This window comes from Clostridiales bacterium (assembly GCA_015243575.1).
In the GTDB taxonomy this organism is placed as follows: Bacteria; Bacillota; Clostridia; order Peptostreptococcales; family Anaerovoracaceae; genus Anoxybacterium; species Anoxybacterium hadale.
Window position 1 is genome coordinate 2576874 of record CP042469.1, and the last position, 26752, is coordinate 2603625.

The window sequence follows — 26752 nt, forward strand, 5'->3', positions numbered from 1 at the left end:
CGGATGTTTCCGATACGCTGTCCGGATAATTCCGATATGCTGTCCGGATGTTTCCGAAATCAGTGTCCGGATGTCGCCGAAATACGCAGGCATGGAAGCCTGTAAGCAGTATTACAATACCAAGTATGTCCGCCTTCCGGATCTTCTTATTGATCTGGAGATGGCCAGAAATGAAGGCACCTACAAGAAGGTTATGAGTAAATATTCCAACCCGCTTTTGCTCATAATTGATGAATGGCTCCTTTTAAAGCCTACGGACAGTGAGCAAAAGGATATCTTCGAGCTTCTCCATAGAAGACGTAAGAAATCGTCCACTATTTTATGCTCCCAGTATCGTTCTGATGGTTGGTATGAACAACTTGGTGGTGATGCAGGCCCTTTAGCAGATGCCATTTTAGACCGCATTGTGCATGATGCGTATAAAATTAATATCGAAAGCCTTGATCCAACAAAGGATGTTTCAATGCGTGAGGTATATGGACTGGATAAGTCCTTAAGCGAGTAAACTCGCATAAAGCGGTTTCCCTGTTCCGGACACTTGGTTTCCATTTTTCCGGAACTGCGGTTTCCCCGCACAAGAATATTCAACTCGCCAAATGCCTGCCATCCATATAGTTAGCTATACGTATATTAGAACGTGCCAATGAGGTCAAACAGCTGTTAATTGTATTTAAGTTAACATTAACATCAGCAAATACTTTTCTATCATGTGCTGTGCTATATGTTACTGTTCTTGTAAGCTTAGCATAAACTAAATAAGCCCTAAATCAAGAGAGTTAATCTAATATTTGAATTTTCGCCTTGTATATATATTTGTTAGATAACACATAGCCAATAAGTTCAACCGAATCATTATTTAGTAGCGCTATAATACAAGAGAATGCTTTAAAATTATAATCAGGATCATTCATAATAGAACATAAGGTTGCAAAATCGCCGCCGCTGGCACCCCTTAATGGTATAATATGGCTATGCCATTCACCAATATAATCCAATCCTTTTTTTTCATAGTATTCATTTAATACTTTTTTGCAATATTCCGTATCTCTGATAAACTTTGTAGGCGAATGATACGCCTTAGGTCCAGGTAAAGTAGCATACATTATTTCAACTGTTTTAGGATCATGATCTTTACCTAATAATATTCCTCCCGTTTCTACATATGGGCTATCTTTAGTAGTATTAATAATAAGGTCAAATGATTCCTTTGTGATTGTAAGCTTAGGCATAATAGTCCTAATATGGGAATTAGATTTTCTGCATAATTTCATCATATTCTTCCTCAATATTTACGTCTTGTATTTCTGGTGCAAGCGAGCCACATATTGGACACTCTGGATGAATATTATAATTAGTATAATTAGTTGAAAATGGCATTCTAAAATAATATGGACTAATAAAATCAGTATTTCTTGTTGCTCCCCAAGTTATAAAATTAAAAGATAAATTTCCAAAATCTTTGGCACTTAATGTCATTAATGCAACCTTACTTGATATTGCTGCCACTATCATTACATCTGTCCTAGTTCCCCTACTAGTTAAACCCCTTTCCTTCGTCTGCGAACTATAGGGCAATACTGTTTCACTAGATTTTTCTTCAAGCAAAGCGCCTTGTTCTTTGAGATGAATCCGCGTGCACTCATAACAGGCAGTAGTATTTGGTATTACTCTAATGACTTCACCTATCTTTGCGTTATCAAATGTACATACTAAAATAAGCGCCTTGTTAAGCTTTACACACAAATAATTCACCAAAGACCTCGATTGCGTATTGTCAGTAGCACAAATCACAATATCAGCACATTGTATGGATTCGATTAACTTGGCAGGTTCATCAATTATATCAGAATCACATTTTATGATTTCGGTTTTTAGAGTATGATCCTTGATTACATCTTCAACTGCATCTACTTTGTATCTACCTAGATCCCTCACATCACATATATGCCTGAATAGATTTACGCTATTAAGCCTCTCTTTATCAAATAAATGCAATGAACCTACTCCTGCTGCTGCTAGTTCCAACGCAATAGCCGCTCCACCACTCCCTAGTCCAACAATAACTGCTGTTTTCTCCTTCATCTCTTCTAATGGAACCAACCCATCTATTCGTAAAAAAGGATTTGGATCTTCTTCTAATATTTCAATTTCTTCCGGTATAACTATCCAGTTCTCTTTACCCTTAAAGATTGTCGTATTTAAAACCTCATCAGAATCCTCTTCTATTAAAAAAATATGTTCTATTGTTGATTCTTCAATAATTTTGAATAGTTCTTCAGGCAACCAATTAGATATTTCCTTGATAGTAGAGTCAAAAGATACTATTTTTTGAATAGTACCTTTTTTAATCTTTACCCAGAATCCAATCTTTTCATTGTAATTCCCACTAAAAAATCTATGTTTAAAAACTTTTAGAGATGCCTTACAAATTTCAAATTCATGAGTACCTATATCTACGCTTACAACCCCTAAAACATTCTCTTTGGAAAATCCACCGATTTTGCCCCAAGCTACATCACATCTTCTTATTTTACTAATCAGTTCTTCACCAATTAAAATACAGTTGAATACAGACAAATTAATCACCTACATTTTTACTTATATCTGCTATACCTTCGTCTGGCATTTTAGGGATTAACTTATTTACATAGGCTAAGTAATTAAAATACCAAACATGAATTTTTTCAATTACATCAACTGCCGTGTAACGAACATTCCATAATTTAGGCTGTACATGGCAGATATACCCCCCTTCCCATCTATGCCATTCGTGTCCCCATAGTTCCTTAGGCAATTCGGGATATAGTGGGTATACTTTTGGAGGCCTAACTGGATATCCTTCTGGATATACTAATCTTACTTTCATGGGCTCTGCATCTATACCTTCTGGTATTAAAGTGACCTCTCCTTCCCAAGCTAATTTCTCTTCAAATTTGCATAAAACATAAGAAGGATATTTTTTATACATTAATCGATACTCTAAAACTACTCGGGTTTTATCATAATCATACCAACTCATAATACTACCCGAAAAATGGTTGGTCCTTTAAAGGACGCGGGCCAGGATTGGCATTTTCTTTTCTTATTACGGGAGCAACCAATCCATCGTTTGATATAACCCTTGGACTCAATACAGGTAATTTATTTCTAAATAAAGATTTTTCAAGGTCACTAACGTTTTGACAATACTCAGTAAAAAAGGACTCCCAATTAAACGTAGACCGTTCATATGTATACTTCTCTCCATTTTTTTGAAAGCTATAGGAGTCATAGGTTCCTTTAAACCTATCTGGTATCCATGTGGCAATGTTTTTCCCCATTACTACTTCCCATGGTTTAGCGTGACTTGAATTTTTACCTGCAATAAAAGAGACCTCAGATACCGGTTTTACTTGGTTTGTCTCCTTAGATCCGATTCTCGTCCACAGTGTATTTCCATGTTCAATTCCCATTCCTACTCTAACCGTTTCGTCTAATAATTTGTTCAGGTATTGATTTACTACTTCCTTTATGCCATTCATTAGAAATGCGCAAGTCTTTAATGCATTAAACGCATCCCTTTCTGTTGTATTTAATCCTTGTCCAAAATATGCCATCACACCGTCGCCAGTAAACTCAATGACATATCCTCCATATTGTTTAATACTAATTATTGAAGCAGCCGTTATAGCTTGTAATATTTTTATTAATTCTTCATTACCAAGCGCAATTGACATTTTAGTAAACCCTCTAATATCCATAAAGAAAACCACGATGCTGCCCGGTAAAGTTTCTCCTAACTGAATATTTGATACTGCAGGATGTCCTAATCCGGTAGAAGATGCTTCATTCATAAATTTCTGCATTTCTTCATGGGCTCTTTTGTCACTTATCCCAGGTAAGTCATAAACCGTTTTGTAAATTTCACTAAATGATTTAATTGTACTTTCCATGTGATACCTCCAATTAATTAAACATAGCTATAAGGAATAGGATCATTATGTGTACACCTTGATCACAAATAAAATTAATTTTTATTGAATTGCACTCTTTTTTTGTTACTAATTCAATAGTTTTTGAAATAAGGTTAAATTTATCTAATATTAAATGTGTAAGAATGATTATCGATATGCTTAACAGCGTAATTCTCCCAGCGAAAAAAGATAAAACATAAATGACAATTGTATATATAATCAGATGTGTAAGTAAAGCTCCCCATGAAGTTCTCTTTTTTTCAATTTGCCAACTAGTTTGCAAAACGTAATCACCTATCACATGGCCAATTATTAAATATAGGAATAAATCCAAATTAATCAGCGCATTATTCCATGGAATTGCTACTTTTGAGTTATTGATTAAAATAACCATTACAATAGTAAGTGCAGCAAATAAAATACTCAATCCTAAGGATGTAATTGCCATCTTTGACCTTTGTATTTTTTTCTCTTTTATGTAAGATAATTTTAGCAATTCTAAAGTAAGTACCTTTATAAAATCTTGACCATTGCTTTCATTTATTTCTTTTAAATATTCTCCTAAACTAATTTTCAGTTTCGAGCCCTTTAATTCCCAGAAATAATCCTCCCAACGCATTGAAGGGCATAGACCACTAATATAGTATTTTAGATTTGGCAAACTAGAGTGTTCCTTCAAGTCTTCTGTTTTAATATGATCAATAGGGCTATTTGATGGATTAATTGACTTTAGAGAAATAAGTAAAGAAATAATAAGAAATACTATAAAGCCTGTTGCTCCTGCAATTAAAATATCTTTTGATAATCCCGTTAGTTTTGACAAATAGTTGTAATATTCATCGGCTAATGAAATTAACCCAGCAATAAAACCCATAACAATGATTATAATTGCACCTGATTTTGTGTCAGTAAAACGAATAGTCTCTTGGGTGTCACTTATTGCATTATACAAAAATTCGTATTTTTCACTATTTACTTCTTCCATCACTTTTTGCCTCCTCAATTTTTTTAATTACAAAGACTATACATGGTGTAGAATATATCCTTCTCCATCATCTGAAAAGGATATTTTTCCGTTTTTACCAGCTGGCCAGTGATTTCTTATATATTTACTAACCTTAACACGATTATCACCTTTTGAAAATTTAGAGGCATCGTTTATGCAATCGCCAAAAGCCTTTACATCAAACGTTTCATTCGTACCTATTTTTGTAATTATTACATCTCCATAGGCAACACCAACACCACATGATAATCCCCATACAATCCCATCATTTTCTAATATTTTATTTGTTACTTCAGATATTACTAGCAACATATCCCTACCGCAAAGACCTGCATTTTTTATGGATTCATCTTTTGTAAGTTCTGAGGAATCTCCTCCAAAAAACGCCATTAATCCATCGCCCATAAAATCAATTACTACTCCTTTATAATGTTCTACCACTTGGAGTATAGGAGAAAAAAATGCGTGCATAGATAAAAAGGTTTTTTCCGAACCGATTATTTGAGCTCTATTAGTAGATTGCCGTATATCAATAAATACTACAGCAAATTTATCATTATCATATGATCCGAAATCTAACTTTTCCGCACTATACCCCGGAACAACATCTGATAATGCAGACGCATTCTCAAAAATTGCACGTTTTTCAAAATCAATAGGCAATGATTTCTTAGCCTTATTATAGTGTTTATATGACTCTTCATAAATTTTTTCTATATCAATCATATCTTACAATCCTTTTACCATTCTATCAAAAAAGAAAAATTTAAATAATACTTGGGAAGTATCACCTAGCCGTTAAATAATTTTGTATTATGTTATATATTAATCCTTTTTTTTACCTTTTTCAACTTTTCTCTGATTCTTTACATACTAAAGATAAATCGGCTCTATTTTCAGTTCTTCCACTCTTCCACCATACGATATCCAACCCCAAGTTCTGTTATGATGTATTGAGGCTCTGCCGGATTTGCCCTATTATTAGCCATATTAATTCGCAGTGCTTGTATTTCATTTGTATATGCCCCATACCTCTTTCATTATAAACTCATGTAAGCACTTTTCCAAGGTATTGAGAAAGCAAGCAAATAATCTTGTATTCAATTGGAGTAACGTGCAATTCCTCGCCGCTAACAGATACCTTGCGTCTATCATAATATATTATAAATCGTAAGGTTGACACCTGAGCCATTTAAATACTAATTCGCTATAAACATTTTTCCTATTATTGGAAGATCATTCAACTTATGATATAATAAATATTTGACAAAAGACGGTATGACTTAATATACCGAATCGCGTTGCTTTTGTAAAATATTAATCGGCGAATGTCCTTAATTTAAAGTATATAGTTATCCTACATAGGAGTAAAAAAGATATATTGTCGTTGGAGGCTAATATGGAAGAACTATTTGATATTGATAAGATAAGTTTATTTATTTTTTTATTCATACCTGGTTTTGTTTCAATAAAAGTCTGGAGGTTGTTAATTCCTTCTGAAAGAAATTCGTCCCAAGATTATATACTAGATGCGATTAGTTTTAGTTGCTTTAACTTTGCTCTCACTGGATGGAGTATTCCTTTAGTTTTGCAATCATCTTTTCAAGAAAATCATTCCATTTTAACTTATGGATATATAATTGCTGTATTATTTGTACTTCCAATTGTTTATCCATTCATTGTCAAATGGATTCTCCAACTAAAATTCATAAAAAATATTTTGCTAAATCCGATGGGTAAAGCTTGGGATTATTTTTTTAGTCTTCGTTCGGCCTGTTACGTATTAATACATTTAAAGAATGGAAATTTAATTGGAGGGATATTTGCTGATAAATCATATGCATCTTCGTACCCGTTTTCAGAAGATATATATCTTCAAGAAGTTTGGAAAGTAGACGCTGCTGGAAAATTCGTAAGTAAAATACCTGACACAAAAGGTATCTGGATCTGTAAAGATAGTATTGACTATATTGAATTTTTTGAAGGTAATAGAAAATAGTTATTGCATTTTTTCAAGACAAATAAAAAGCAAGTGTTAACAAGGAGGTCTTAAATGAATAACGGAACAAAAGAAAAAAGCGGAAAGCCATTACATTTTGGATATCAAGCAAAGGAGAGCATCGATAGTTTATTGTCCCCCCCATCAGGCGGGACTGGTGAAATTGTGCCATTAGTGAATCTCCAAACTAACAATGATAATGAAAAAGATAAAGATAAAGATAAAGATAAAGATAAAAAAGTAAAATAAAGAATTAGCTCAATATACTTACTTGAAAGAGAGAGAACCTCATGAATCGTTTGGAAATTGTTGATAATAGCAATGGTACAATTACAATGAAAATTCATAATAAAGATATTCATTTTATCACAATTCAGGAAAATATCCCATTCGAAGATCCAACAACTATTGAAGAAAGGCAAGCTATTCAGTGGTATCTGAGAAAATTTCTTACTTTCCCATTCGGAGCTGAGATTGAAAAGGCAAAAGAAATAGAGCTAAAGCTAAAAGAGTTAGGTACACGGATATTTCATATAATCTTTAATGAAAATATATCTGCTAGAAATTCATTAAGGCTTTATAACAATCTTGTCGAGATGGGAATACATAATCTAGAAATTATTCTTGTCTCAAATGATTTAAAATTCTTAAATATCCCTTGGGAATTAATTTACGATCCTCATAGAAAATTATTCCTTGCATTGGAAGTAAAGTGTTTTTATAGACAACAGAGACTAAAAAAAAGTGCTCATGCAAAGTTTACTAAAAAAAAGAAAATAGATATACTAATAATCATTTCACGTCCATATGGAGTTAATGATATCCCTTTTAGTATTATTGTGAAACCTATACTTGAAGCTTTTGATTCTTATCGTGATTTTATTAATATAGATGTTCTAAGGCCACCAACATTAAGTACATTAGAAGATAAACTATTAAATAAAAGCTATGACTTAATTCACTTTGATGGTCATGGTTTATTTGTAACTGAGAAGCATGATGAGCTTATTATCCAAGGCGCAACTGCTGGCCTTGGACACTTAATATTTGAAGATGAAGATGGTGGCGAACAATTAATTTCTGCTAGAGGTTTAGGTGACATTATTGAAAAATATAATGTGCCTGTTTTTATCTTGAATGCCTGCGAGTCTGCAACAGGAGATGATAAATTAACTTCCTCCTCAATTGCTAACCAATTATTAGAATGCGGAGTAAATAGTGTAATTGCTATGTCTGGTCTCGCACATAAAACAATGACCGTTCTTTTTATGGGGGCACTATATTCAAACATTGCGAAAGGGAAAACTATAGCTGATTCTTTTGCAATTTCTAGAAGAAGATTGTATGAACACAGGCGACGTGAATCTTTAACTGGTATTTTAGATATTAGTGATTGGATGATACCAACATTATTCCAACAAGATAGCGATTTTAATGCTTGGAATAAAGAGCATAACCCTTTAACTAATAAAAATATACGCGAATCATTTTATACCAAATTGCATTTAGAAACGAAAGATTTAGTTGGTCGTGATTTAGATATTATAAAAATTGAAAGAGCTATCCTTGATAGTGATAAGCCCTGGATTTTACTAAAAGGTGCTTGGGGCACAGGTAAAACTGAGTTGGCGAAGTGGTTTTCAAACTGGTTTTTTATTACAAGTGGTTGTTCTGATGGGGTTTATTACACATCATTTACAAATGCAGATAGTTTCACCTCACAAGTAATTGACAGTTTAAAAATCTTTAATAACAATTATTTATCAAGCCAAGACCAATTAAATAATATACTAGCTGTTTTAAGAGAAAAGAGCTGTTTGCTAATTTGGGACAATTTGGAAATAATAGAGGCATATTCAAAAACAAATGATAACGTCGAGATAAAAAATGATATGAATAAGTTATCTAGCTTTCTAAAAATGTTGAAAGGCGGACGAACAAGAGTAATTTTAATTTCCAGAAAGACAGAGCGCTGGTTAGAGGTTGCGTACCAAGAAATAAATGTAAAGAGTTTAGAACATGATTATACTCTAGAGCTTGCTGAAAAGAATTTCAATCACTTTGGTAAAAGTTTTTCGCATTATAAATATGATTATGACTTATATAATTTCTTTTATTTACTTAATGGACATCCTTATTCAATTCCCATTATTCTAAAGCAATTAGATAATAAATCTCCTGAGCAATTAGTATTAGCATTGCGTGGGATTGAAGAAGTATGTTTAGATAACATTGAAGAAATACTATTGGGGCTCTTTAATACTTTAGATACCGAAGTACAAGAAATGTTAATGTTTTTGGGATTCCATAGCACAAGTATAAATAGCTTTTTTGTAGAGGAGTTTATAAGAAAATCTGATGCAGTAGATTCAGTGGATACGCTTTATTACTCGGTCTATGGTAAGTTACCTTCTAGACAACAAACAGATGGGTTTTTGAAGGAAGGAGAACGCATAGGATTTATCGAAAAGAAAATTAACTATGCCGAAACGACTTATTATAGTTTGTCTCCCTTTATACCAGCTTTTTTGAGGAAACAATTCTTTATAAAAAAAGGACAAGACAATATAATAAATCTGAAAAAATACTTTATAGAGTTTCATTTTGAGCTTTGCTCTGCAGTCAATTATAAGCTGCACATACATGATGCAGATTGGTATGTGCTTATGTTAGGAGAAATAAATAACACAATTTCAGCACTATATTTTGCCATAGATAGTGAACAGTGGACAGAAGCTCAACAGCTAACTCAAGCAATTATTAAAGTATTTACATACTCCGGTGTTTATAGTATTAAAATTCTATTTCTTAAATCAATGCTCGCAAAATTAGATGAAATTTCTGATAAACGAAAAAATAAATTTTGGGTATTTATAAGTGCAGCAATTGCGGAGCACTATACAAACGGCAGTCAATCTGTGGAATTAGATCATGCAGAAGTCATTTATGATATTCTTCTAGGGCTACCATTAGAAGAGTATGAATTACAAGAAAGGGATATCAGCGTATTTTATCTTCAGAAAAGTATAATTCAGTTTAGAAGGAGAAATTTGGATGACGCTAAGATAAATGTTGAAAAGTCCTTACAAATTAGAGAAAAACTCGAATCAAAAGAAGATATAGCTTATTGTTATAACCAACTTGCTATGATTTTAAAGGAACAAAATGACTATGGAAATGCTCTATCATATTTGACAAAAGTTATTGATTTAAATAAAGACGCTGATTTTGATAAAAAGCTACTACTTGCCGCCTTTATTAATTGTGGCAATATTGAATTAACTAATGAAATCTATTATAGGGCAGAAGATTATTTTTTTAAAGCATTAAGCCTTGTGAAAGATCATAATTTAACAATGCCAGATGAAATAGGTCTTATCTATAATAGCCTTGGGATGATTTATGAAGAAAAAGAACTGTTTTCTGAAGCAGAAAAGTTGTACAAAGAAGCCATCAAAGTATTAGATGTTAAGAAAGGTCTTAAACACAACGCCTTATCTGTATATCATAACCTTGGAAAATTATATGAAAAGATGAAGTTATACGATGATTCCGAACGATGGTTGCTAAAATGTATTGAGGTCAAAGAAGAATTAGGATGGTCTTATGAAGCAGCTAGTACATACCATGAGTTAGGTATAACTATGACATCAAAAAGAGAATTCGATAAGGCCTCAATCTATTTTGAAAAAGCATTACAATTATATGAGAATGATGAGATTGCAAAGGCAGATACATATTTTCGTTATGCAATTTTGAGAGTTTATGAGAAAAAAATGGATTTAGCAATGTCTTCTTTATTAGAAGCATTAAAAATCGCAGAAAAAGCTAATCTGACTATAAAAGATGCCATTATATCATTGCTCAAGCTTATTGAGTAAGGTATTAGAAAGAGCACTTTTGGGGATTGTGAAATAATCTCTGTAAAGGGAGTGTCCCGCATTCTGTGTAAATGGAATGGTACACTCCCCGTTTTGTACCTTATTATCGGAATGCGAGGAATACCTCAACAACCCTAATTTGAAATGAACTTAGATCGTTCTTTCTAATACATTCCCGAAAATGTTTTGCAAGTTTTTTATTTTCTCATTTTTCATTGTTTTTCGTTCAATGATCTGATTTGTATTAATGTAATTGCCAATGTTTTCAACAGGCAAACCCGTAATATAAACAATATCTTCAATTGAAAAACCATAATTAAATAATTTTTTTATTAAACTCGTTCTTACAAATTGAGGGGAAAAGTCTTTCCATTTTTCATCGTTTCCTATTCCTTGCAAATCGTTAAAAGCTGTATTGGTACCGTCAAGTTTTTTGCGCAAAATTGATTTTGCCGCCTAGTTGCCAGCTATTAGCCAGCCATGTTTTCTGATTCGGATTCTTCTGTGCTGCAGTTTTCAAGATGTTTCATATTCATATACCGCTTAATGCCCCATTGGGTTCCTGTAACATGGCGTAAGCGGGCACAGACTAGCATCAGGGCAGAGTTCCCGTCGGGAAAGGTGCCAACCACTCTGGTTCGGCGCCTGATCTCTCGGTTGATCCGCTCTACCAGATTTGTGGTGCGGATCTTCAGCCAGTGTTCGTAAGGGAATGCCATGTAGGTAAGTGTTTCTTCAATTCCTTTTTCCAGCTTATCCGCAGCTTCTTTAAGCTTCATTTGCCTCAGTTCTTCGATAACAGCCTTAGCCTTTTCTCTAGCGGCTTTCTTGTTTTCCTGGCTATGAATCGCCTTAAGCATTTTGGCTACTGACTTCATCTTCGAGCGAGGAACAACGGAAAACATGTTGCGGTAGAAATGAACAACGCAGCGCTGGTATTTTGCATCCGGATAGACTTCACCGATCGACTCCAACATTCCTAGGCATTTGTCACCAATCACCAGTTTAACCCCGGTAAGTCCTCGGCTTTTCAGCCATTTGAAAAACTCTGTCCAGCTAGCCTTGTCTTCCTTCATACCTTCCATTGCACCAATTACTTCACGATATCCGTCCTCATTGACTCCAATTGCAATCAGGATGGCCACATTCTCGTATTCGCCACCCCAGTTCCGTTTGAGATAGATCCCGTCAACATACACGTAAGCATATGAGCTATGAGTAAGCTGCCGGTTTCTCCAGTTTTCTATATGTACATATGCTTTTTTTGTTGAGTTCGCTGATGGTCGAAGGAGATACTTTGGTACCCCATAGCGCTTCCGTTATATCTTCAACTCTTCGAACGGATACCCCGGCCAGGTACATCTCGATCAGTGCTTCTTCCACTGAACTTTCTCGGCGGCGATACCTTTCGATAATTGCAGTTTCAAAGGCAACTCCTTTTAGCTTTGGCATCTTCAGGGTTACTTCTCCTGAGGTGGTTGCCAGATTACGGTCATAATGTCCGGCACGGTAACCCTCACGCTCAGCAGTACGCTCATATTTACTGGCATTGATCAGTTCTTCAGCTTCTTTCTCTAAAAGCCCATTTAGAGTTTCTTCTACGCTGGATCTGACGAGTTCCTTTAATTCGTCTTTGATTATTCCCTCGTTTAGTTGTATAATTTTTTCAGACATGTCCCTCAGCCTCCTTTGGCAATTGGTTTGTGGTGAATTAATTTTACCAAACGGCTTTGGGCATGTCTATTTTTTTACCCTTTATTCAATTTGCGCAACTTATTGTACCTTATCTTATTACCATACAGCACCCAGAATATAAACTCGGTTCTTAATTTTTTCTTTCGTTGCTCTATTTCAATATATTCGAAACATGATGCCAATAAAGGAACTATAGGCAACACTCTTTTTTCTATCTTAACCTCAGCCTGCGTATTTCGGCGACATCCGGACACTGATTTCGGAAACATCCGGACAGCATATCGGAATTATCCGGACAGCGTATCGGAAACATCCGGACACCTTGCCTGGCTGACAAATTAACTGGTATCCTTAAAGTATCACACTTTAAGGAGGGCCAAGTATGAGGAGGCTGGACATGTCAAAAGTCAAAGAAATACTCAGGCTAAAATTTGATGCAGGGTTATCGCTAAGGGATATCGCCGCATCATGCAATTGCGGAAAATCAACAGTGGACGATGTACTGAGGAGAGCTCAGAACGCTAAAATCTCTTGGCCTTGCGATCTTAACGATAAAGAACTCCTGTCCCTGATTTATCCTCCGGCAGAAGTCAGAAAAGTGGCTGCTGAGCCGGATTTGAATTACATCTTCAGCGAGATGAAGCGGAAGCATGTAACTCTGATGCTCCTTTGGGAAGAGTACAAGCGGGATAATCCTGATGGCCTCATGTACACCCAGTTTTGCGAACGGTATCGAAGCTTTAAGAAAACCAACCAAATCTCCTGCATATTGAACATAAAGCCGGAGAGTCAATGCAGGTAGATTGGGCGGGCACAATCCCATACATTGAAGCTCTCACAGGGAAGAAAGTTGCATATATATTTGTGTCGGTTCTCCCGGCGTCAGCATATCCCTTTGCTTATGCCTATGGGGATATGAAACAGCCAAACTGGATTGATGCTCATGTCAGAGCCTTCGAGCATTACGGCGGCGTACCGAGGGTTGTCATTCCCGATAATACAAAGACTGCGGTTAAAACACCGGATCTCGTGGATCCACTTCTCAATGCCAGCTATACCGAGATGGCCCGGCATTACGGAGTTGCTCTGGTACCGGCAAGGCCGAGGAAACCCAAAGACAAAGCCGCTGATGAAAATATGGTCGGCAATGTGTCAAGGCGTATCATAGCAGCACTCCGAAACCGTCGATTCTTTAGTGTCATGGAGATCAATCAGGCCATAGCGATCGAACTTGACAAGCTGATCAACCGGCCATTTCAAAAGCTTGAAGGAACCGGAAAACAGCTTTTGAAGCCATTGATAAGCCGGCCTTAAAGCCGCTTCCCGCCGCCCGGTACGAGTATGCCGACTGGGCAGATGCTAAAGTTGCTTTTAATTATCATGTTGAATATCAGGGCTTTTTCTACAGCGTCCATTATTCCAACATTGGCAAAATCTCAAGAGTACGGGCAACCGCTTCTGTCATAGAAATCTTCGCCTGCGGCGAGCGGATTGCCGCTCACAAGAGAAACTTCAATACTTTCAAACGGTATACCACGTTGCCGGAGCATATGCCGGAATCCCACAAGGCAGTTACCGGATGGAGCTCCGAACGGTACTTGTCATGGGCCGAAAAGATCGGGCCAAAGACCAGGCATCTGATTGCCAATATTCTTGATAGCAGGGAGTATCCGGTACAGACCTACAGATCCTGCATGGGCATCATGCGTCTCGCATCTGATTATCCTTCCGAAGTTGTCGAAGCAGCAAGCAAGGAGGCAATCGACAAGGGAACCTGCACCTACAAATATTTCAGCATCATCCTCAGACAAAAGGCGTTGAAAGCGTTGAGAAGATCGTATCAAATACCAACTTACGAGGAGCCAGAACGTATGCCGGAGGTGGAAAGAATGCTTAACAATCAAACCATTGAAAAACTACGGGATATGAAGCTCAAGTCTATGGCGCAGATGCTGAGCGAGCCTGATCCCTCTGATCTGGGGCTATCCTTTGAAGAACGGCTTGGCCTTATGGTCGAAAAAGAGTGGATGGCCAAGAAGAACTCCAAGATCAAACGCCTGCTTCGGAATGCTTCCCTCAGCTTAAATGCCAGCATTGAGGGCATTGAATACACAGCAAACAGAGCAATTGAGAAGCAATCTATACTTGAGCTTGCAAGCTGCAACTTCATTGAGAAATCGCTGAACATCATCACTACCGGCAAGACCGGATGCGGTAAAACCTATCTGATTTGTGCCTTTGGCAGCAATGCCTGCAGGAAAGGATATACCGTTAAATATTACAGGATTCCGGAATTGCTTCTGGAAATCCAGGATGCAAAAGCTCAAACTCAATACTCAAAATTTATGAAAGGGCTTCAAAGCACCCGCCTTCTGATCCTTGATGACATTGGGCTGAAATCCTACAGTCTTGAGGAAAGCCGTGACATACTGGAGATTGCTGAATCCCGCTACAACAGAGGCTCGATGATCCTCGCCGGGCAAATCTCTCATGGTCAGTGGTATGAGCTTTTCCCCGATCCGACGATTGCCGACGCCATCATGGACCGGATCATCCATAACTCCTACATCCTCGAACTTGACTCGAAGATTTCTATGCGAGAAGTTATGGCTGCCAAGAAAATGCGGGACGCTCTCGAATTCTAAATACTGACAATATTTGTTGCCGAAAAGCAGCAATTATTTTACAATCAATTTAGCCGGCAAAGTGTCCGGATACTTCCGGTTTCGTGTCCGGATGTTTCCAGAATTGCTGTCCGGATGTTCCGGAATACGCACTCAGCATATTGATTGCTTTTTTTATTCCGGATTAAATCACTCCACTTTAATTCTTGTATTCTGGACCTTTCAAAACCATAACAACTACAAAGTAAAAAGATTGTCAGATCCCTAATACCCTTGTCTTTTTTAGTGTTTTTCAGATAGTAATTAATTGCTTGTTCAAAGGTTTCATCACCAATTGAACTGTATGTCTTTGTAACTGATCCAGATAAAATGTCAGCCAAGCTTTTCTCGCGGCCTTTATCAAAACAGGTTTTATTAATTCCGCCATATTCACTTTCTGCAAGACAATTCAGCATACTGCTTATATGTGAATAATTATTTCGAATAGAAGAATCAGAAACAAATTTCTTTCCCGAGTTATTTCCTGTAGCTTGATCCCGTTTATAGATAATAAATTTTTCGAAGTCATTAATATTTATTTCTTCCAATATTCTCGGTTTATATCTGTTTCTTTCATTCGCATAGAACTCAAAAAAATTAAATAATGTTGATTTATATGTATCCCAGCTGATGTTAGCTGCCGGATATTTTATTGCCTTAAATTGTGCTATATCCTTATAAAAAGTCGTTGTTTGCGTATCGAATAGCGCTTCTTTAGAAAGGAACTTAAAAAACTCATGACGTGTATATTCTTTACTTTTTGAGTTGAAAATGTTAAACCAAAACACAATTTGAAGTTTAAGCATATCTTCGTTGTAATTTGCAGACGTTCTTATATTCGTATTAATAAGAATGAATTCTTTTCCCGAGGTTAGAATTCCATATTCCAAACCGCGATCTCTAACGTAACTGGCTAGTTGTATGATATCATTATCTTCTATTTTGTGGTCTCCTCGTTTTGTCTCAATAAATAAACTTTTGTTTTTCATTATTTCAACAGATATATCGCAATGTTTATTACGGCAGTTTTTTTCAAAGTCACAATTTGAAACGTCGTATCCAAGGTCCCTCAAAAATATTTCACATATAAGATGATGCTGAATATTAGCTTCGAGTAAGCTTTTTCCCTCTTCTAATTTTTTATAAGCCTGCTTTAACTTAGTAATTGTATGAATCACTTCATCATCTCCTTTTTAGGTCATAAATCAGACTATTAAAATTGTCAATGATTTTTCTATTTTATATTGTAATTTGCTTAAATAAAATTGATTTCATGAGATCTATTAAACAAACCCGTTTTTAGCTAATCTTATTTTTTTCAAATATCAACAATTATAAAAACACGGCTGGTTGTGATAGCAAAGGAGTTTGTTGTATAAGCGCTTCAACATCAGATACTTCAAGCGATAAACCATTTACTTCCGGCAAAAACAACTGAACATTGCCAAAAGAAATCGACTGACTTTTATCACTACGTACAGAACCAATTGAGTCAACATCAATGCCATATTGCTTAATTGTTAAGAACATTAACCAAAATCTCATAATATCGTAATTGTCCAATGGGCGCATACTATCGATTAAAAACGGCATCCCATTGAAAACATAACCAGTGATTACAGCAGCAGTAATAAATGCTCGCACATCCGAAAAATCTTTGCCCTCTAGAATTATTATCGAGTTATAAATTGCATCTACAGTACGCTTAGAAATGCGTCCCGATAAAATATATCCTATGTATGTGTCTTTTAAATATCCAGATATTACGCGCTGTACTCTTTCAAGATAAGAATCCATGTCGTTAGCAAGAACCGCAAAATTATAACTGTTTGCAGAACATCGCTTATATCCCCTTCTCTTAATGGTTGATACTAATTCCAACTCAGAGCCTTCATCTTCTACCATTGCAGGAGAATAGTGGGTTGATATGCTTTCAAAATTAGGCTTGACAGTAAGATTTTTATTCTCCTCAGCTTTTTCTAATTTGCCAAAGGAGTATGAAGAATATTGTTTTAATCCCATAAATCGCAAATCTTCAATATCTCTGTTGTCATAACCACGTTGAAAAGAAACGTTATTGTTTTGTTGTTCTTTCATATGATGTGTATGTCCAAATATTCGCCAACTATTGTCACCTTTAAGTTCAGTTGTTGAACTCCACCAACAGTCTTTATCTTCTTGTGTAAAATCTACCATTGGGAAATGAGTAATTATCAAGACCTTTTCTTCTTGTTTTAATACTGTATTGGCAAAGTTCACCCATTTTTCGTGTAATTCTATTATATTTGTAGGATTAAAATCTCTCACTTTCGTAGCATCTGGGAGCTCCATAAACTGTTTAAGATTAACTCTGCGCTTTCTTCTTCGAAAACTTGTCCAACCCGTATCACCAATCACACAAATATCGTGCCAATAATACTTTTTGCCAGTTGAAAGAAATTTAAAATATTGATTGTCTTGTGTCTCAGAGGAAAATATGTTTATTAAATCTTGATGTGATTTCTCTCCATTGTTCCAAAAATCATGATTTCCAAGTACAAAAAATCCATTAATTTTGTTTTTTTCCATCTCTTTTACGAAATCCAATGTCTTTTCATATCTATTAAAAAAATCCCCTGCTATGCATAGTAAGTAATTTGAATATCGCTCTTTAACAAACGTAATGAAGTCATCTTTCATCTGTAAAGCAGCTTTTGGTTTATATTTGCCTTTCGTGAAATCAAAGTGTAGATCAGAAACAAATATTATTTCTTTTCCTTTTGAATCAGCATTAATACCGTTATTTGATACCATCACATCAAACACAACCAACCACCTCTTTTGAATAAGTTCAATATCTCATATTTTACAGTTTCGAAACAAACTCTTTAATAATTGGTATTAATTTATGATATAGAATTGAGTTAACCCTAGATCGATCTATACGATGAAAGAGGTCATTGCGAGTTTGAATAATCTCACTCAACAGATTTTCTGTTATTAGCTCTCTATCACCTGTAAACGAGTATGTATCTATGCCTTTAGAATTAAAATAATGTAATAATATTTGCCCGCGGTGCTTTTCAAGTCTGAAAGCTTGTCCTGGATTATTCTGTATCCAAATTTTTCGATAGGTGTTGATTATGTGCTGGCCCTCTTTTGATGCGAAGATCTTTTCGATGATCCCATACATTAGTACAAATCTTGATATTTTATCTCTCGCCACCAGAGCATCCAAATATAGTTTGAGATATTCTGAGGAATTCAGACAACATGGTTCTTTGGGTAAATAGAATTGAGCCTTAGCTGGGGACATTACCCCAATTGTCTTGTCCATAAAACAACGTGCTAACATCACAGTATCTTTAAAAACTTTACTTTCTTCTGCATATTGCATTGTTACGCTCATTTTTTTATGAGAGAAAACCGGGCTTCCTGAAGATTGAATTAAATTCGCTGCAGCGCTCTTAATTGTAAAAAAGTTACATAGGTCATTTAAGATATTGTCGCATTCTTCCTCTGTTATTACTTTATGTACAATAATAATAACGTCCCAGACGGATTCGCAGCGATCATCTTCTATGGGATTTATTATCGTATTTTTTATTAACTCGGTTGTTACGGATTCCACCAAGATTTCTCCAATGTAACAGTTTTCCTGATACTTTGGAAGATTAGTAATTCTCAGATACCAAATATTATCCTCATAATCACTTTTTGCAGCTCCAATGCGAATACTGGACGAAATGCGAGTATAGCTGTATTTCGTTATATCATTGATAGTACCCATAATATTAGGATGCCCTTTCCAGTCAAAAGATGCTCTGAAGGAACTTGCATTAGAGTTTTCCTTCATAATCAAGAAACTGAATTGCAACAGAAATTAATGATAGGCAACGTTTATAAAAATAGTCGTAGTGCCTTTTATCCTCAATATCTATTTTTGTAGTCTCATGGTGGCGGATTCTATAGTCATTACCAATCGCAGTGAGCTCATCAAATTCCTTCTTAAATAATTCTATGTAGGTATCTTTATTACCGCTCATATCACGAATGATTCTATTTGCTGATTTCTTCTTATCAAGCGATGGAGAATAGTATGTTTTCAGCCTTTCAAATGCATCCCAGAGTTTTTCAACAGCAATTGTTATATTCCCTTCATCGTAATATTTTGTGGCTTCCTGAATCAGCGCCTTAAGTCCCGCCTCCTGAATTTTGTGAACTGTGCTATTTTTTATCTGGCTGTCAATCGTACTTTCGATTCTACCATTATCTAATTTATAAGCAATACCGTTCAGTTTCAATATTGCATTAACTTGTATTTCAAAATCAGTAGAATGGTTATATTTTTCGAAGAACTCTATCGCATCCATAACACAAAAAGGCGAACTGTGGAATATAAAATCTTGAAGGCTACTAGTTTCAACATACTGCTTTTTATCGTTATAGCACATAGGGGTATAAAATTGCCGTATATCATTAAAAACATTCGCGCTTGTCGAGGTATCGTACTGCCAACCTGTTTCATCGGTATTTCTATAAATATTATTATACTTCTCCAACAGTTGGTATATCTGATTTCTTGCATTGAGTTTAATGGATAATGTTATTTTTTTCTCTTTCTTTGCTTCTGCGTTCCGTTGAGAAAAGGGAATGAAAATATTGCTTTCTCCCGGCTGGTATATTCTCCACCCATAAACATCACGTTTAGATATTTTTTCTGCCGGATAAAGTTCGTATCCATCGTTTTGCAACAATCTATTTATCTCAGAAAGAAACTCTTTCCAATAACCTTTTTCAGATCTGACTACTGGATGAAATATTCCACAAAGAAATTTTAAGTATATCTCATCACTTCCATTTTTCAGTTGAAAGCGTTCATCCTCAAATACCCAACAAAACTGATAGTCGTCATTGTTCACTGTGTGCTGCCTGATGTCACCCTCAGCGTCAGAAAATCTCGGATCCAAGCTTGGCATACTTTTCAGATCATATAACCTCTGGAGAAATTCAATTTCTTCTAACCCGCCAAAATAGAGATAGCTCACTTTTTCTGTTACAAAAAAATTATCTATTTCAATTCCATTGCGAAACAAATCGAAGATATCTCGCTTAGTTATCTCACTTATTCGGTTCACGGTTTAAATACCATTCCTTTCATGAGTGTCCCAAAGAAAACTTACAAGCGTTATGCTACTGCCAACAGCAAGTTTTGCGTGGCGCTCTTCAAGGCCTTTATATGTAGCACTTTTCCCATGTCCACTACCATATGGGTTGCGTAATGCTGCCAAGTTTGCAGCTATCACACGCAAATTACCCAAAATGGCTTTTATCTCAGTAGATCCTGGTACTGTGTCGGGTATGTCTCTGGGCATTAACTTGAGAATTTTCACTGTCTCGCCAGTCAGTTGCCCTACATCCCAGTTTTTATCCCATTCTACTCCATTTTCATCAAGAATGGTTTTGCAGCAACTCTCAATCAATTCCTTAGCTTTTCCAATTGCTTCAGTTGGGTTTTCAGACTGCATTTTTAGCATTAAATCAATCTGTGCAGAGAGATATGTACTTGAAAATTTCTCTTTTAACTCTACAGCGGTAGAAGCGAGCGGGTTTTTGTTATATAAGATACGATCCATTACGTCTTTACACCGTCTATATACTTTTGAATATTCATCATTATTTTCGATTTCATATTCGAAATGAGCTTCGTAGTAGTCCAACAAATCTTTAAACAACTTCAAAGTGTCATCCTCAGAAGCATCATTAATATAAGCCATCAATGATTTGCCTTTAGATTGTTTGTATGTCTCGCATAATGGCACCCCAATGCTTTCCAATGTGAATACATCAAATTCATTGGTGGAGAAATTTAGAATATAACCGCCCCTATTGAACAGCTTCATAAAAATTCCTTTTTCAATCTGAGTTAGTTTAGGCATCTTTCCTTACCTTTCCTTGGTTAATGTTCTAGTAAGACGTCTTCATTGTCTTTATATCCTTGCAAGAGGATAGACTGGGGAAAGAATTATTTACAGGTCAAATCTCTTCTTGATCCTCACTCTCAGCTAGTTCAAATTTACTAAAGTTCGGCTTTTGCATTTCTTTTAGATACGTTGGGTGAATAGATGAAATTTCTTCATCTATTTTAATAATAATTTCATTATCATCAACATAACCGATGACATCACATATGGTAGGCTTATCCGCATAATGCCCCTTATATGTAAGTGTTTTTATAATATTGGACTTCGGAGAAATCAGGCTCCATTGTTTTAACTTTTCAATTTTTTCTTCATTAGAAATAAAATCATTCCATTCACGTAGTAACGTAACCATTTTCAATATCCTTTCAAATTACTTGCTCAAGCATAAATAGCTTTAGGAAGTCTTCTTCATTAAGAATTCTAATATTCGAGCCGTTCATAATCATTTGGTATGCCTTTTCCTCTTTTGAACTCCGGCCATCTTCTCCAACTACGGACTTATCTTGTATACCAACAATTAAGAAATCCGTTTTATTAGAAACACTGCTCTTGACCACACCACCAACGTCTACTATCTTTTGAATTGCGATTGATCTTACCATTGTCTGAAGTTCTCCTGTTAAAACACAATTCTTTAAATAAAGTGGATGATTGGAATCAAATTCCGTCTGGCTGCAGCAAAATTCCGAAATTTTTATATGATTATATTTTTCATACTTTGAATTTTTCTTTATAAATGATTTGGTTGCATTAAGATTACAAAATTGTTTTGCAGGAAGGTTATTTAGAAGGGCAAGCCACACTATTGATGGGGTATTAAGTCTCACCATGGTTTCAGTAACTAATTTTGTGGCCACATATGCATCTTCTAGTGCATTATGATGGTTATCTAAAGGAATATTAAAATATGTAGCACGGTCTTTTAGGCCACTACCAACATGTTCCTCTAAGGCTAACGATGATATTGATATACTGTCGATATAAATGAAATCTGAGCAGGTCAAGTTGTATGTATCTAGACAATTTTTTAAAACTGACATATCAAACTGAGCATTATGCGCCACAACAATTCCACCTTCAAGATAATGTCTTATTTTTTCCCATAGTTCAAGAAATGTGTCTGCAGACTCAACATCTTTGAATGTAATTCCGTGGATCTTAGTATTAGATTCTCTGAATTGACCTCCAGGGGGTTTTATAAAATAATGAAGTTTATCAACAATATGTATCCCTTTAACAGTTACAATACCAATGGAACAAGCACTATCCAAATTATTATTGGCAGTTTCAAAATCAACAACAATAAAATCAAATTCTGAGTTTACCATAACTGTACCTCCAAAATAATCTTTGTATTTACAAATTATACCACATTTACAGCAATTCTTTTAGTAGGGCACACTTTTTTCTTAAAATTTTGCAATAATAATCCTCTCGGTTACCTAGATAGGGATTCTACGAACTGTTTATATCTAATTCTTAGTTTCTGTTTTATTTTATTTTCATCATATGTATTGTCCAGTAATGAGTGTACAATCTCAAGGAACAATTTTTTATCACATACTTGTATCGGCAATTTATAGGTATTATAAATACGGTCCACAATATCATCCGAGTAAAAACCCTTATAATCTCCAATAGGTCCAGTTATGCCCGGTGCAAACATAAATGAGACATCAAAAGAATCAGTGACTTCTTTTTTAATGTACATCGACCTCTACTCAATTTCTGATAAAGGGCGAGAGTTCTTAGAAAACAATATGGATTATGTCAAAATTCATCAACACAAAACCTGGCCATTTAATCATTGTATCTTCGCCGGCAATATCAAAAATCCGCTGAATAAGATCATCTTTTTTCCCACTGGTTGTTTGTCCCAATTCAGTTAGTATTGCTTTTAGTTCAGGAATTTTTAAGCCTTTAATTCTTTCTTTCGGGCTCGATTTTTCCAAGTATCCTTCGGTAATTAGCTCGCGATGGTATCGAGACGGATTTCTTATGCCACATTCAAAAAGAAAATATTGTGCATATTCATTATCAGTTTTTACCGAAGAACTTTTGTGATAAGCATGAAGAAATATGGCTTTTGCATAATCTCCCTGTACTGGCGGGATGTCCACTTTGGCGAGATTAGTACTAGCACTGGGTGAAAATCTTTCTACTTTTTGTGGAGCTTCTGTATTTTTCTTTCCAAAAATAACATCAAAAAATCCCATAACCAGACCTCCTTTTAGTGACAAGCCTATACTTTATACTTTCGATAACCGCTAGAAATCAAAGAACATTACGATTTAATCCGTAGAATATTTTCCGGTTTTCAAGATTTCTTCTATAGGCACATCCTGTTGAGTAAAGCTTATTTTCATGTAAGCACTTCCTCTCATCAGAGCATTTTTCAAATTTACTGCAACATCCAAAACTGGAACTTGATACATAATTTTCAATGCAATATACTACATTTGCCTTAATATAAGTATATAGGCTGTCCATCGATTCATCGAATATAATATGCTTGAAATTCTCGTCAGATTTTAATTCTTTCAGTTTCGCTTCTTCAGGTAATGGAATAGTGTTATACTGCTCATTTCTGATTAATAATTCAATTCCCGACTTTTGTTGTATATTCATAATTAAAGTTCCGTTTTTAGATCTAACTGATTTCTCTTGGGGTGGGTATTCCGGTTCAAAAATCTTTATAGACTTTGAAATTTCAATTCCCTTCTTATCCCCCTTGTTAGATTTGTTAGCATATAAGAAGATTGACGTTTTAGGTAATTCATTTTCTGTAATTATATCTTCAAGCAACTCATTCACCTTTGTTTCAAAGCTCATAAAACACCCTCCTGTAATTAGTAATCTATTTTCACGATAGTAAATCCACTAGTTCTTTCTCCGACAAAATTTGTTTATTCAAATTCTGCGCATCAGTCAATTTACTTCCAGCATTCTCCCCAGCTACGACATAGTCCGTCTTTTTAGATACTGAATTCGTTACTTTCCCTCCGAACGATTCAATTAATTGCGTTGCTTGGTTGCGATCCATTGTTGGAAGAGTACCTGTGATAACAAATATCTTACCACTTAGCCTTTTATCTGTATTACTATTTTGGGATGAATTCAAATTGACGCCATATTCATTAAGTCTGCGAATAATTTCTTGGTTATTGAGATCATCAAAAAAACTGCGAATAGACTCTGCACTGGCATCACCAATATCCGAAACCTGCTTCAATTCATCAACTGTAGCATACTGCAACTCTATTATTGATTTGAAATGTTTTAAAATTTCTTTTGCTGCAGCCTTACCAATATTAGGTATGCCAAGACCAGTCAATAATTTATGTGCTTCATTGGCTTTTGATTTATCAATATTTTCTAAGAGTTTATCTGTATTTTTTTCCTTTCCCAAAATGGAACGTTCAACTAATTCATCTCTGTATTTGAATAAAGAATAAATGTCAGCAATGTCTTTGATATATTTTTTTCTTATGAGCTCAACTACAAATGATTCCCCAAATCCTTTAATATCCATTGCTTGTCTACCAACAAAATTTATTATCAACTTTTCAAGTTGAGCAGGACAATTGGGATTTATGCACTTTAAATCAGCTGTGTCTTCTTCACGTACCGTTTTCTTGCCACATACTGGGCAAGCACTCGGTAACTTATAAGACACATTATTTAATAATGATTCTATTGTTCGTTTTTCAATTACAACGTTTTTAATCTTGGGGATAATTTCGCCAGATTTAAAAACAACAATTGTATCGCCTATGCGAATGTCCAGGTTGTCAATATTGTCTTGATTATGAAGTGTGGCCCTTGTGACAGAGGTTCCACATAAAGATATTTTTTTAAAGACCGCGGTCGGCGTAAGCCTTCCGGTCCTACCAACTGATGTCTCAATATCAAGTAGGATCGTCTCTTTCTCTTCTGGCGGATATTTATATGCTACCGCCCATCTAGGGACCTTTGACGTGCTTCCGACTGTTTCTCTATAACTTAAATTATTTAGTTTGACTACCGCTCCATCAATTTCATAATCCAAAGATCCACGATTCTCACCAATCTTAACAATTGCATCCCAAACCTCGTCTGCTGTTCTGCATAATGAATAGTTTTCAATAACTTTTATGCCTTGCTGTTTTAAGAACTCATACCCCTGAATATGCGTTTCAAAGGCCATTCCTTCAATGTCCTGAATATTAAATATAAAAAGTGATAGATTTCTTTCTCTAGCCACGTTTGGATCAAGTTGAAGTATTGTTCCTGATGCACAGTTTCGTGGGTTCGCAAACTGTTGTTTTCCCAGAAGTTCCTGCTGTTCATTGACTGCCTCAAATGCCTTGGAGGTCATGTATACTTCACCACGCACTTCTAGATACGGTACTTTTTCTTTTAGCTTACCTTTGACATCCTTAATAACTTTAATATTCTCTGTAACATCATCGCCTTCAGTTATACCGTCACCTCGAGTAGTAGCCACACTTAAGTCACCATTTTCATATCGTATGGCAATTGAAAGTCCATCAATTTTCTGCTCCACTACAAATTCAGGATTTTCAAATTGGCTTTGCATATCATTAACAAATTGATATATATCCTCTTTGTTAAACACATCCTGCAAACTAAGCATAGGAACTTTATGTTGGACCTTTACTCCACCTTCTCTTTTTGCACTACCCCCAACCCTTTGAGTAGGTGAATCAAAAGTGACTAATTCTGGATATTCTTTTTCAATTTGTTTCAGCTCTTGCATCAATAAATCATATTTAGTGTCAGAAATTTCCGGATCGCTGAGATCATAGTATTTTTCATTATGATAGTTAATAGTATTTCTAAGTTCATAAAGTTTTTGGTTTATGTCCATATAAATTTACTCCCACCTGCAGGATAACTATAACCAGTTATCCTAAATTAATTATAATTAATTTTCTTAGTTTTTTAAACAAAAGTCATAAAAAACAGGCCACCACTATTGTTTGTTTAATATTATGTAGAATAAACAAATCTACTTCAAGCATTGAATTTAACAATGTTTCTTCAAGCACAAATTGTGTTTTTACTTTTATTCATAAATATATACTTACCGTCTAATTTCCAAGAAAGCAGACCAGTCTGATTTCCCAGCCAATCCTTCAGTGCCCCCGCATCCTTGGTTTTATCAAGGGAAAGCATGGTTTTTTCATGCGCCTCTTTTGGAAGATCGCTGAGAAGCTCATATCCCACATGAATCGTCGGGCTGTTGGACAACACCGTTCCCGTCTCCCGCTCAAGCTCCTGCAGCTCGTCGTAAAGCCTGTCATATTCGATATTCGGCATAATCTCACGGTTTTCCTGGTAGTAAGCTTTTCCCGCCTCGTTTAAGACCTTGACTTTTTCTTTCATCAAATCCAATTTATTATTCATAGTTCCCCCAACTTCAGTTTCATCTTTGCTTTTATTAGGCGTATCCCATTTTTCAAGAACCGATAAGGTTTCAAAGGGAAATTCCTCGATAAAAACGAACCACTCTAATTTTATCGGTTATCAAGGGTTTCGTCAAACACGTTTCGTGAAACAGGTTTCCTCAAACTGTTGACATCTTCTATT

General features: G+C 35.4%; 24 protein-coding genes and 3 pseudogenes. 7 read left to right on the top strand and 20 right to left on the bottom strand.

Going from position 1 to position 26752, the window contains the following annotated elements; translation table 11 throughout:
- Positions 1-88 precede the first annotated feature (88 nt).
- Positions 89-505: pseudogene (locus tag FRZ06_11380) on the top strand (AAA family ATPase).
- A 271-nt stretch (positions 506-776) separates the two neighbouring features.
- Here the strand turns inward: FRZ06_11380 and FRZ06_11385 are convergent.
- From FRZ06_11385 to FRZ06_11415, 7 genes and pseudogenes are all read right to left on the bottom strand, one after another.
- Entirely contained in the window at positions 777-1274 is a 498-nt protein-coding gene (locus FRZ06_11385) for a hypothetical protein (protein ID QOX63891.1), read from the bottom strand.
- Positions 1249-2577 carry a hypothetical protein gene (locus tag FRZ06_11390; protein QOX63892.1) on the bottom strand — a complete coding sequence of 443 codons (1329 nt, stop codon included), beginning with the start codon at positions 2575-2577 and terminating at the stop codon, positions 1249-1251. Before FRZ06_11390 ends, FRZ06_11385 begins: the two co-directional genes overlap by 26 nt.
- A gap of 1 nt (position 2578) precedes the next feature.
- Positions 2579-3019 (bottom strand): hypothetical protein, encoded by a 441-nt coding sequence (locus tag FRZ06_11395; protein QOX63893.1) that lies wholly within the window; start codon positions 3017-3019, stop codon positions 2579-2581.
- A 4-nt stretch (positions 3020-3023) separates the two neighbouring features.
- A complete protein-coding gene (locus FRZ06_11400; protein QOX63894.1) occupies positions 3024-3932 on the bottom strand; it encodes an adenylate/guanylate cyclase domain-containing protein in 909 nt (302 codons plus the stop codon).
- Between the two features lie 13 nt (positions 3933-3945).
- Complete coding sequence (locus FRZ06_11405; GenBank protein ID QOX63895.1) at positions 3946-4938, bottom strand: DUF3307 domain-containing protein; 993 nt, start codon at positions 4936-4938, stop codon at positions 3946-3948.
- Between the two features lie 36 nt (positions 4939-4974).
- Positions 4975-5685: an adenylate/guanylate cyclase domain-containing protein gene (locus FRZ06_11410; protein ID QOX63896.1), complete on the bottom strand. Its 711-nt coding sequence runs from the start codon at positions 5683-5685 to the stop codon at positions 4975-4977.
- A gap of 170 nt (positions 5686-5855) precedes the next feature.
- Positions 5856-6121: pseudogene (locus tag FRZ06_11415) on the bottom strand (response regulator transcription factor).
- 237 nt (positions 6122-6358) lie between these two features.
- On the opposite strand from FRZ06_11415, the gene FRZ06_11420 reads away from it, so the two are divergent.
- From FRZ06_11420 to FRZ06_11430, 3 genes are read left to right on the top strand one after another with little or no spacing between them, the layout of a single operon-like run.
- Positions 6359-6958, top strand: coding sequence for a hypothetical protein (locus tag FRZ06_11420; protein ID QOX63897.1), 600 nt, complete (start codon positions 6359-6361; stop codon positions 6956-6958).
- A 54-nt stretch (positions 6959-7012) separates the two neighbouring features.
- Positions 7013-7207: a hypothetical protein gene (locus FRZ06_11425; GenBank protein ID QOX63898.1), complete on the top strand. Its 195-nt coding sequence runs from the start codon at positions 7013-7015 to the stop codon at positions 7205-7207.
- Positions 7208-7248: 41 nt separating this feature from the next.
- Complete coding sequence (locus FRZ06_11430) at positions 7249-10839, top strand: tetratricopeptide repeat protein (protein ID QOX63899.1); 3591 nt, start codon at positions 7249-7251, stop codon at positions 10837-10839.
- A gap of 150 nt (positions 10840-10989) precedes the next feature.
- On the opposite strand, the gene FRZ06_11435 is transcribed toward FRZ06_11430, so the two are convergent.
- Positions 10990-11280 (bottom strand): hypothetical protein, encoded by a 291-nt coding sequence (locus FRZ06_11435; GenBank protein QOX63900.1) that lies wholly within the window; start codon positions 11278-11280, stop codon positions 10990-10992.
- 29 nt (positions 11281-11309) lie between these two features.
- Positions 11310-12513, bottom strand: a pseudogene (locus tag FRZ06_11440) (IS256 family transposase).
- A gap of 418 nt (positions 12514-12931) precedes the next feature.
- On the opposite strand from FRZ06_11440, the gene FRZ06_11445 reads away from it, so the two are divergent.
- The 3 genes from FRZ06_11445 to FRZ06_11455 all read left to right on the top strand — a co-directional run bounded on the left by FRZ06_11445 (position 12932) and on the right by FRZ06_11455 (position 15179).
- The gene (locus tag FRZ06_11445; GenBank protein QOX63901.1) at positions 12932-13336 is read left to right on the top strand and encodes a hypothetical protein; all 405 of its coding nucleotides are present in this window, start codon (positions 12932-12934) and stop codon (positions 13334-13336) included.
- Positions 13327-13848, top strand: coding sequence for an IS21 family transposase (locus FRZ06_11450; protein QOX63902.1), 522 nt, complete (start codon positions 13327-13329; stop codon positions 13846-13848). Before FRZ06_11445 ends, FRZ06_11450 begins: the two co-directional genes overlap by 10 nt.
- Positions 13849-14084: 236 nt before the next feature.
- Complete coding sequence (locus FRZ06_11455; protein ID QOX63903.1) at positions 14085-15179, top strand: hypothetical protein; 1095 nt, start codon at positions 14085-14087, stop codon at positions 15177-15179.
- A 44-nt stretch (positions 15180-15223) separates the two neighbouring features.
- On the opposite strand, the gene FRZ06_11460 is transcribed toward FRZ06_11455, so the two are convergent.
- The 11 genes from FRZ06_11460 to FRZ06_11510 all read right to left on the bottom strand — a co-directional run bounded on the left by FRZ06_11460 (position 15224) and on the right by FRZ06_11510 (position 26569).
- Complete coding sequence (locus FRZ06_11460) at positions 15224-16375, bottom strand: hypothetical protein (protein ID QOX63904.1); 1152 nt, start codon at positions 16373-16375, stop codon at positions 15224-15226.
- Positions 16376-16529: 154 nt separating this feature from the next.
- Positions 16530-18002, bottom strand: a complete 1473-nt coding sequence (locus FRZ06_11465) for a hypothetical protein (GenBank protein ID QOX63905.1) — start codon at positions 18000-18002, stop codon at positions 16530-16532.
- A 40-nt stretch (positions 18003-18042) separates the two neighbouring features.
- The gene (locus FRZ06_11470; protein QOX63906.1) at positions 18043-18966 is read right to left on the bottom strand and encodes a hypothetical protein; all 924 of its coding nucleotides are present in this window, start codon (positions 18964-18966) and stop codon (positions 18043-18045) included.
- Positions 18967-19015: 49 nt separating this feature from the next.
- Positions 19016-20314 (bottom strand): hypothetical protein, encoded by a 1299-nt coding sequence (locus tag FRZ06_11475; protein ID QOX63907.1) that lies wholly within the window; start codon positions 20312-20314, stop codon positions 19016-19018.
- A gap of 3 nt (positions 20315-20317) precedes the next feature.
- Complete coding sequence (locus FRZ06_11480) at positions 20318-21079, bottom strand: hypothetical protein (GenBank protein QOX65913.1); 762 nt, start codon at positions 21077-21079, stop codon at positions 20318-20320.
- Between the two features lie 133 nt (positions 21080-21212).
- The gene (locus tag FRZ06_11485; protein ID QOX63908.1) at positions 21213-21512 is read right to left on the bottom strand and encodes a hypothetical protein; all 300 of its coding nucleotides are present in this window, start codon (positions 21510-21512) and stop codon (positions 21213-21215) included.
- A gap of 13 nt (positions 21513-21525) precedes the next feature.
- Positions 21526-22488 (bottom strand): exonuclease, encoded by a 963-nt coding sequence (locus tag FRZ06_11490; GenBank protein QOX63909.1) that lies wholly within the window; start codon positions 22486-22488, stop codon positions 21526-21528.
- A gap of 420 nt (positions 22489-22908) precedes the next feature.
- On the bottom strand, positions 22909-23376 hold the full coding sequence (locus FRZ06_11495) for a hypothetical protein (GenBank protein ID QOX63910.1): 468 nt from the start codon (positions 23374-23376) through the stop codon (positions 22909-22911).
- A gap of 58 nt (positions 23377-23434) precedes the next feature.
- The gene (locus tag FRZ06_11500) at positions 23435-23992 is read right to left on the bottom strand and encodes a hypothetical protein (protein ID QOX63911.1); all 558 of its coding nucleotides are present in this window, start codon (positions 23990-23992) and stop codon (positions 23435-23437) included.
- Between the two features lie 31 nt (positions 23993-24023).
- Positions 24024-26030, bottom strand: a complete 2007-nt coding sequence (ligA, locus tag FRZ06_11505) for an NAD-dependent DNA ligase LigA (GenBank protein ID QOX63912.1) — start codon at positions 26028-26030, stop codon at positions 24024-24026.
- A gap of 173 nt (positions 26031-26203) precedes the next feature.
- The gene (locus FRZ06_11510) at positions 26204-26569 is read right to left on the bottom strand and encodes a hypothetical protein (protein QOX63913.1); all 366 of its coding nucleotides are present in this window, start codon (positions 26567-26569) and stop codon (positions 26204-26206) included.
- Positions 26570-26752 lie beyond the last annotated feature (183 nt).

What these genes read in the sequence shown, in the direction of transcription:
- FRZ06_11425 (QOX63898.1), top strand. Translation starts at nt 7,013, where the DNA reads ATGAATAACGGAACAAAAGAAAAAAGCGGAAAGCCATTACATTTTGGA.
- FRZ06_11510 (QOX63913.1), bottom strand. Translation starts at nt 26,569, where the DNA reads ATGAATAATAAATTGGATTTGATGAAAGAAAAAGTCAAGGTCTTAAAC.
- FRZ06_11405 (QOX63895.1), bottom strand. Translation starts at nt 4,938, where the DNA reads ATGGAAGAAGTAAATAGTGAAAAATACGAATTTTTGTATAATGCAATA.
- ligA (QOX63912.1), bottom strand. Translation starts at nt 26,030, where the DNA reads ATGGACATAAACCAAAAACTTTATGAACTTAGAAATACTATTAACTAT.
- FRZ06_11410 (QOX63896.1), bottom strand. Translation starts at nt 5,685, where the DNA reads ATGATTGATATAGAAAAAATTTATGAAGAGTCATATAAACACTATAAT.
- FRZ06_11480 (QOX65913.1), bottom strand. Translation starts at nt 21,079, where the DNA reads ATGAAGCTGTTCAATAGGGGCGGTTATATTCTAAATTTCTCCACCAAT.
- FRZ06_11445 (QOX63901.1), top strand. Translation starts at nt 12,932, where the DNA reads ATGTCAAAAGTCAAAGAAATACTCAGGCTAAAATTTGATGCAGGGTTA.
- FRZ06_11485 (QOX63908.1), bottom strand. Translation starts at nt 21,512, where the DNA reads ATGGTTACGTTACTACGTGAATGGAATGATTTTATTTCTAATGAAGAA.
- FRZ06_11385 (QOX63891.1), bottom strand. Translation starts at nt 1,274, where the DNA reads ATGATGAAATTATGCAGAAAATCTAATTCCCATATTAGGACTATTATG.
- FRZ06_11395 (QOX63893.1), bottom strand. Translation starts at nt 3,019, where the DNA reads ATGAGTTGGTATGATTATGATAAAACCCGAGTAGTTTTAGAGTATCGA.
- FRZ06_11430 (QOX63899.1), top strand. Translation starts at nt 7,249, where the DNA reads ATGAATCGTTTGGAAATTGTTGATAATAGCAATGGTACAATTACAATG.
- FRZ06_11455 (QOX63903.1), top strand. Translation starts at nt 14,085, where the DNA reads ATGCCGGAATCCCACAAGGCAGTTACCGGATGGAGCTCCGAACGGTAC.
- FRZ06_11495 (QOX63910.1), bottom strand. Translation starts at nt 23,376, where the DNA reads ATGGGATTTTTTGATGTTATTTTTGGAAAGAAAAATACAGAAGCTCCA.
- FRZ06_11470 (QOX63906.1), bottom strand. Translation starts at nt 18,966, where the DNA reads ATGGGTACTATCAATGATATAACGAAATACAGCTATACTCGCATTTCG.
- FRZ06_11500 (QOX63911.1), bottom strand. Translation starts at nt 23,992, where the DNA reads ATGAGCTTTGAAACAAAGGTGAATGAGTTGCTTGAAGATATAATTACA.
- FRZ06_11450 (QOX63902.1), top strand. Translation starts at nt 13,327, where the DNA reads ATGCAGGTAGATTGGGCGGGCACAATCCCATACATTGAAGCTCTCACA.
- FRZ06_11400 (QOX63894.1), bottom strand. Translation starts at nt 3,932, where the DNA reads ATGGAAAGTACAATTAAATCATTTAGTGAAATTTACAAAACGGTTTAT.
- FRZ06_11420 (QOX63897.1), top strand. Translation starts at nt 6,359, where the DNA reads ATGGAAGAACTATTTGATATTGATAAGATAAGTTTATTTATTTTTTTA.
- FRZ06_11490 (QOX63909.1), bottom strand. Translation starts at nt 22,488, where the DNA reads ATGGTAAACTCAGAATTTGATTTTATTGTTGTTGATTTTGAAACTGCC.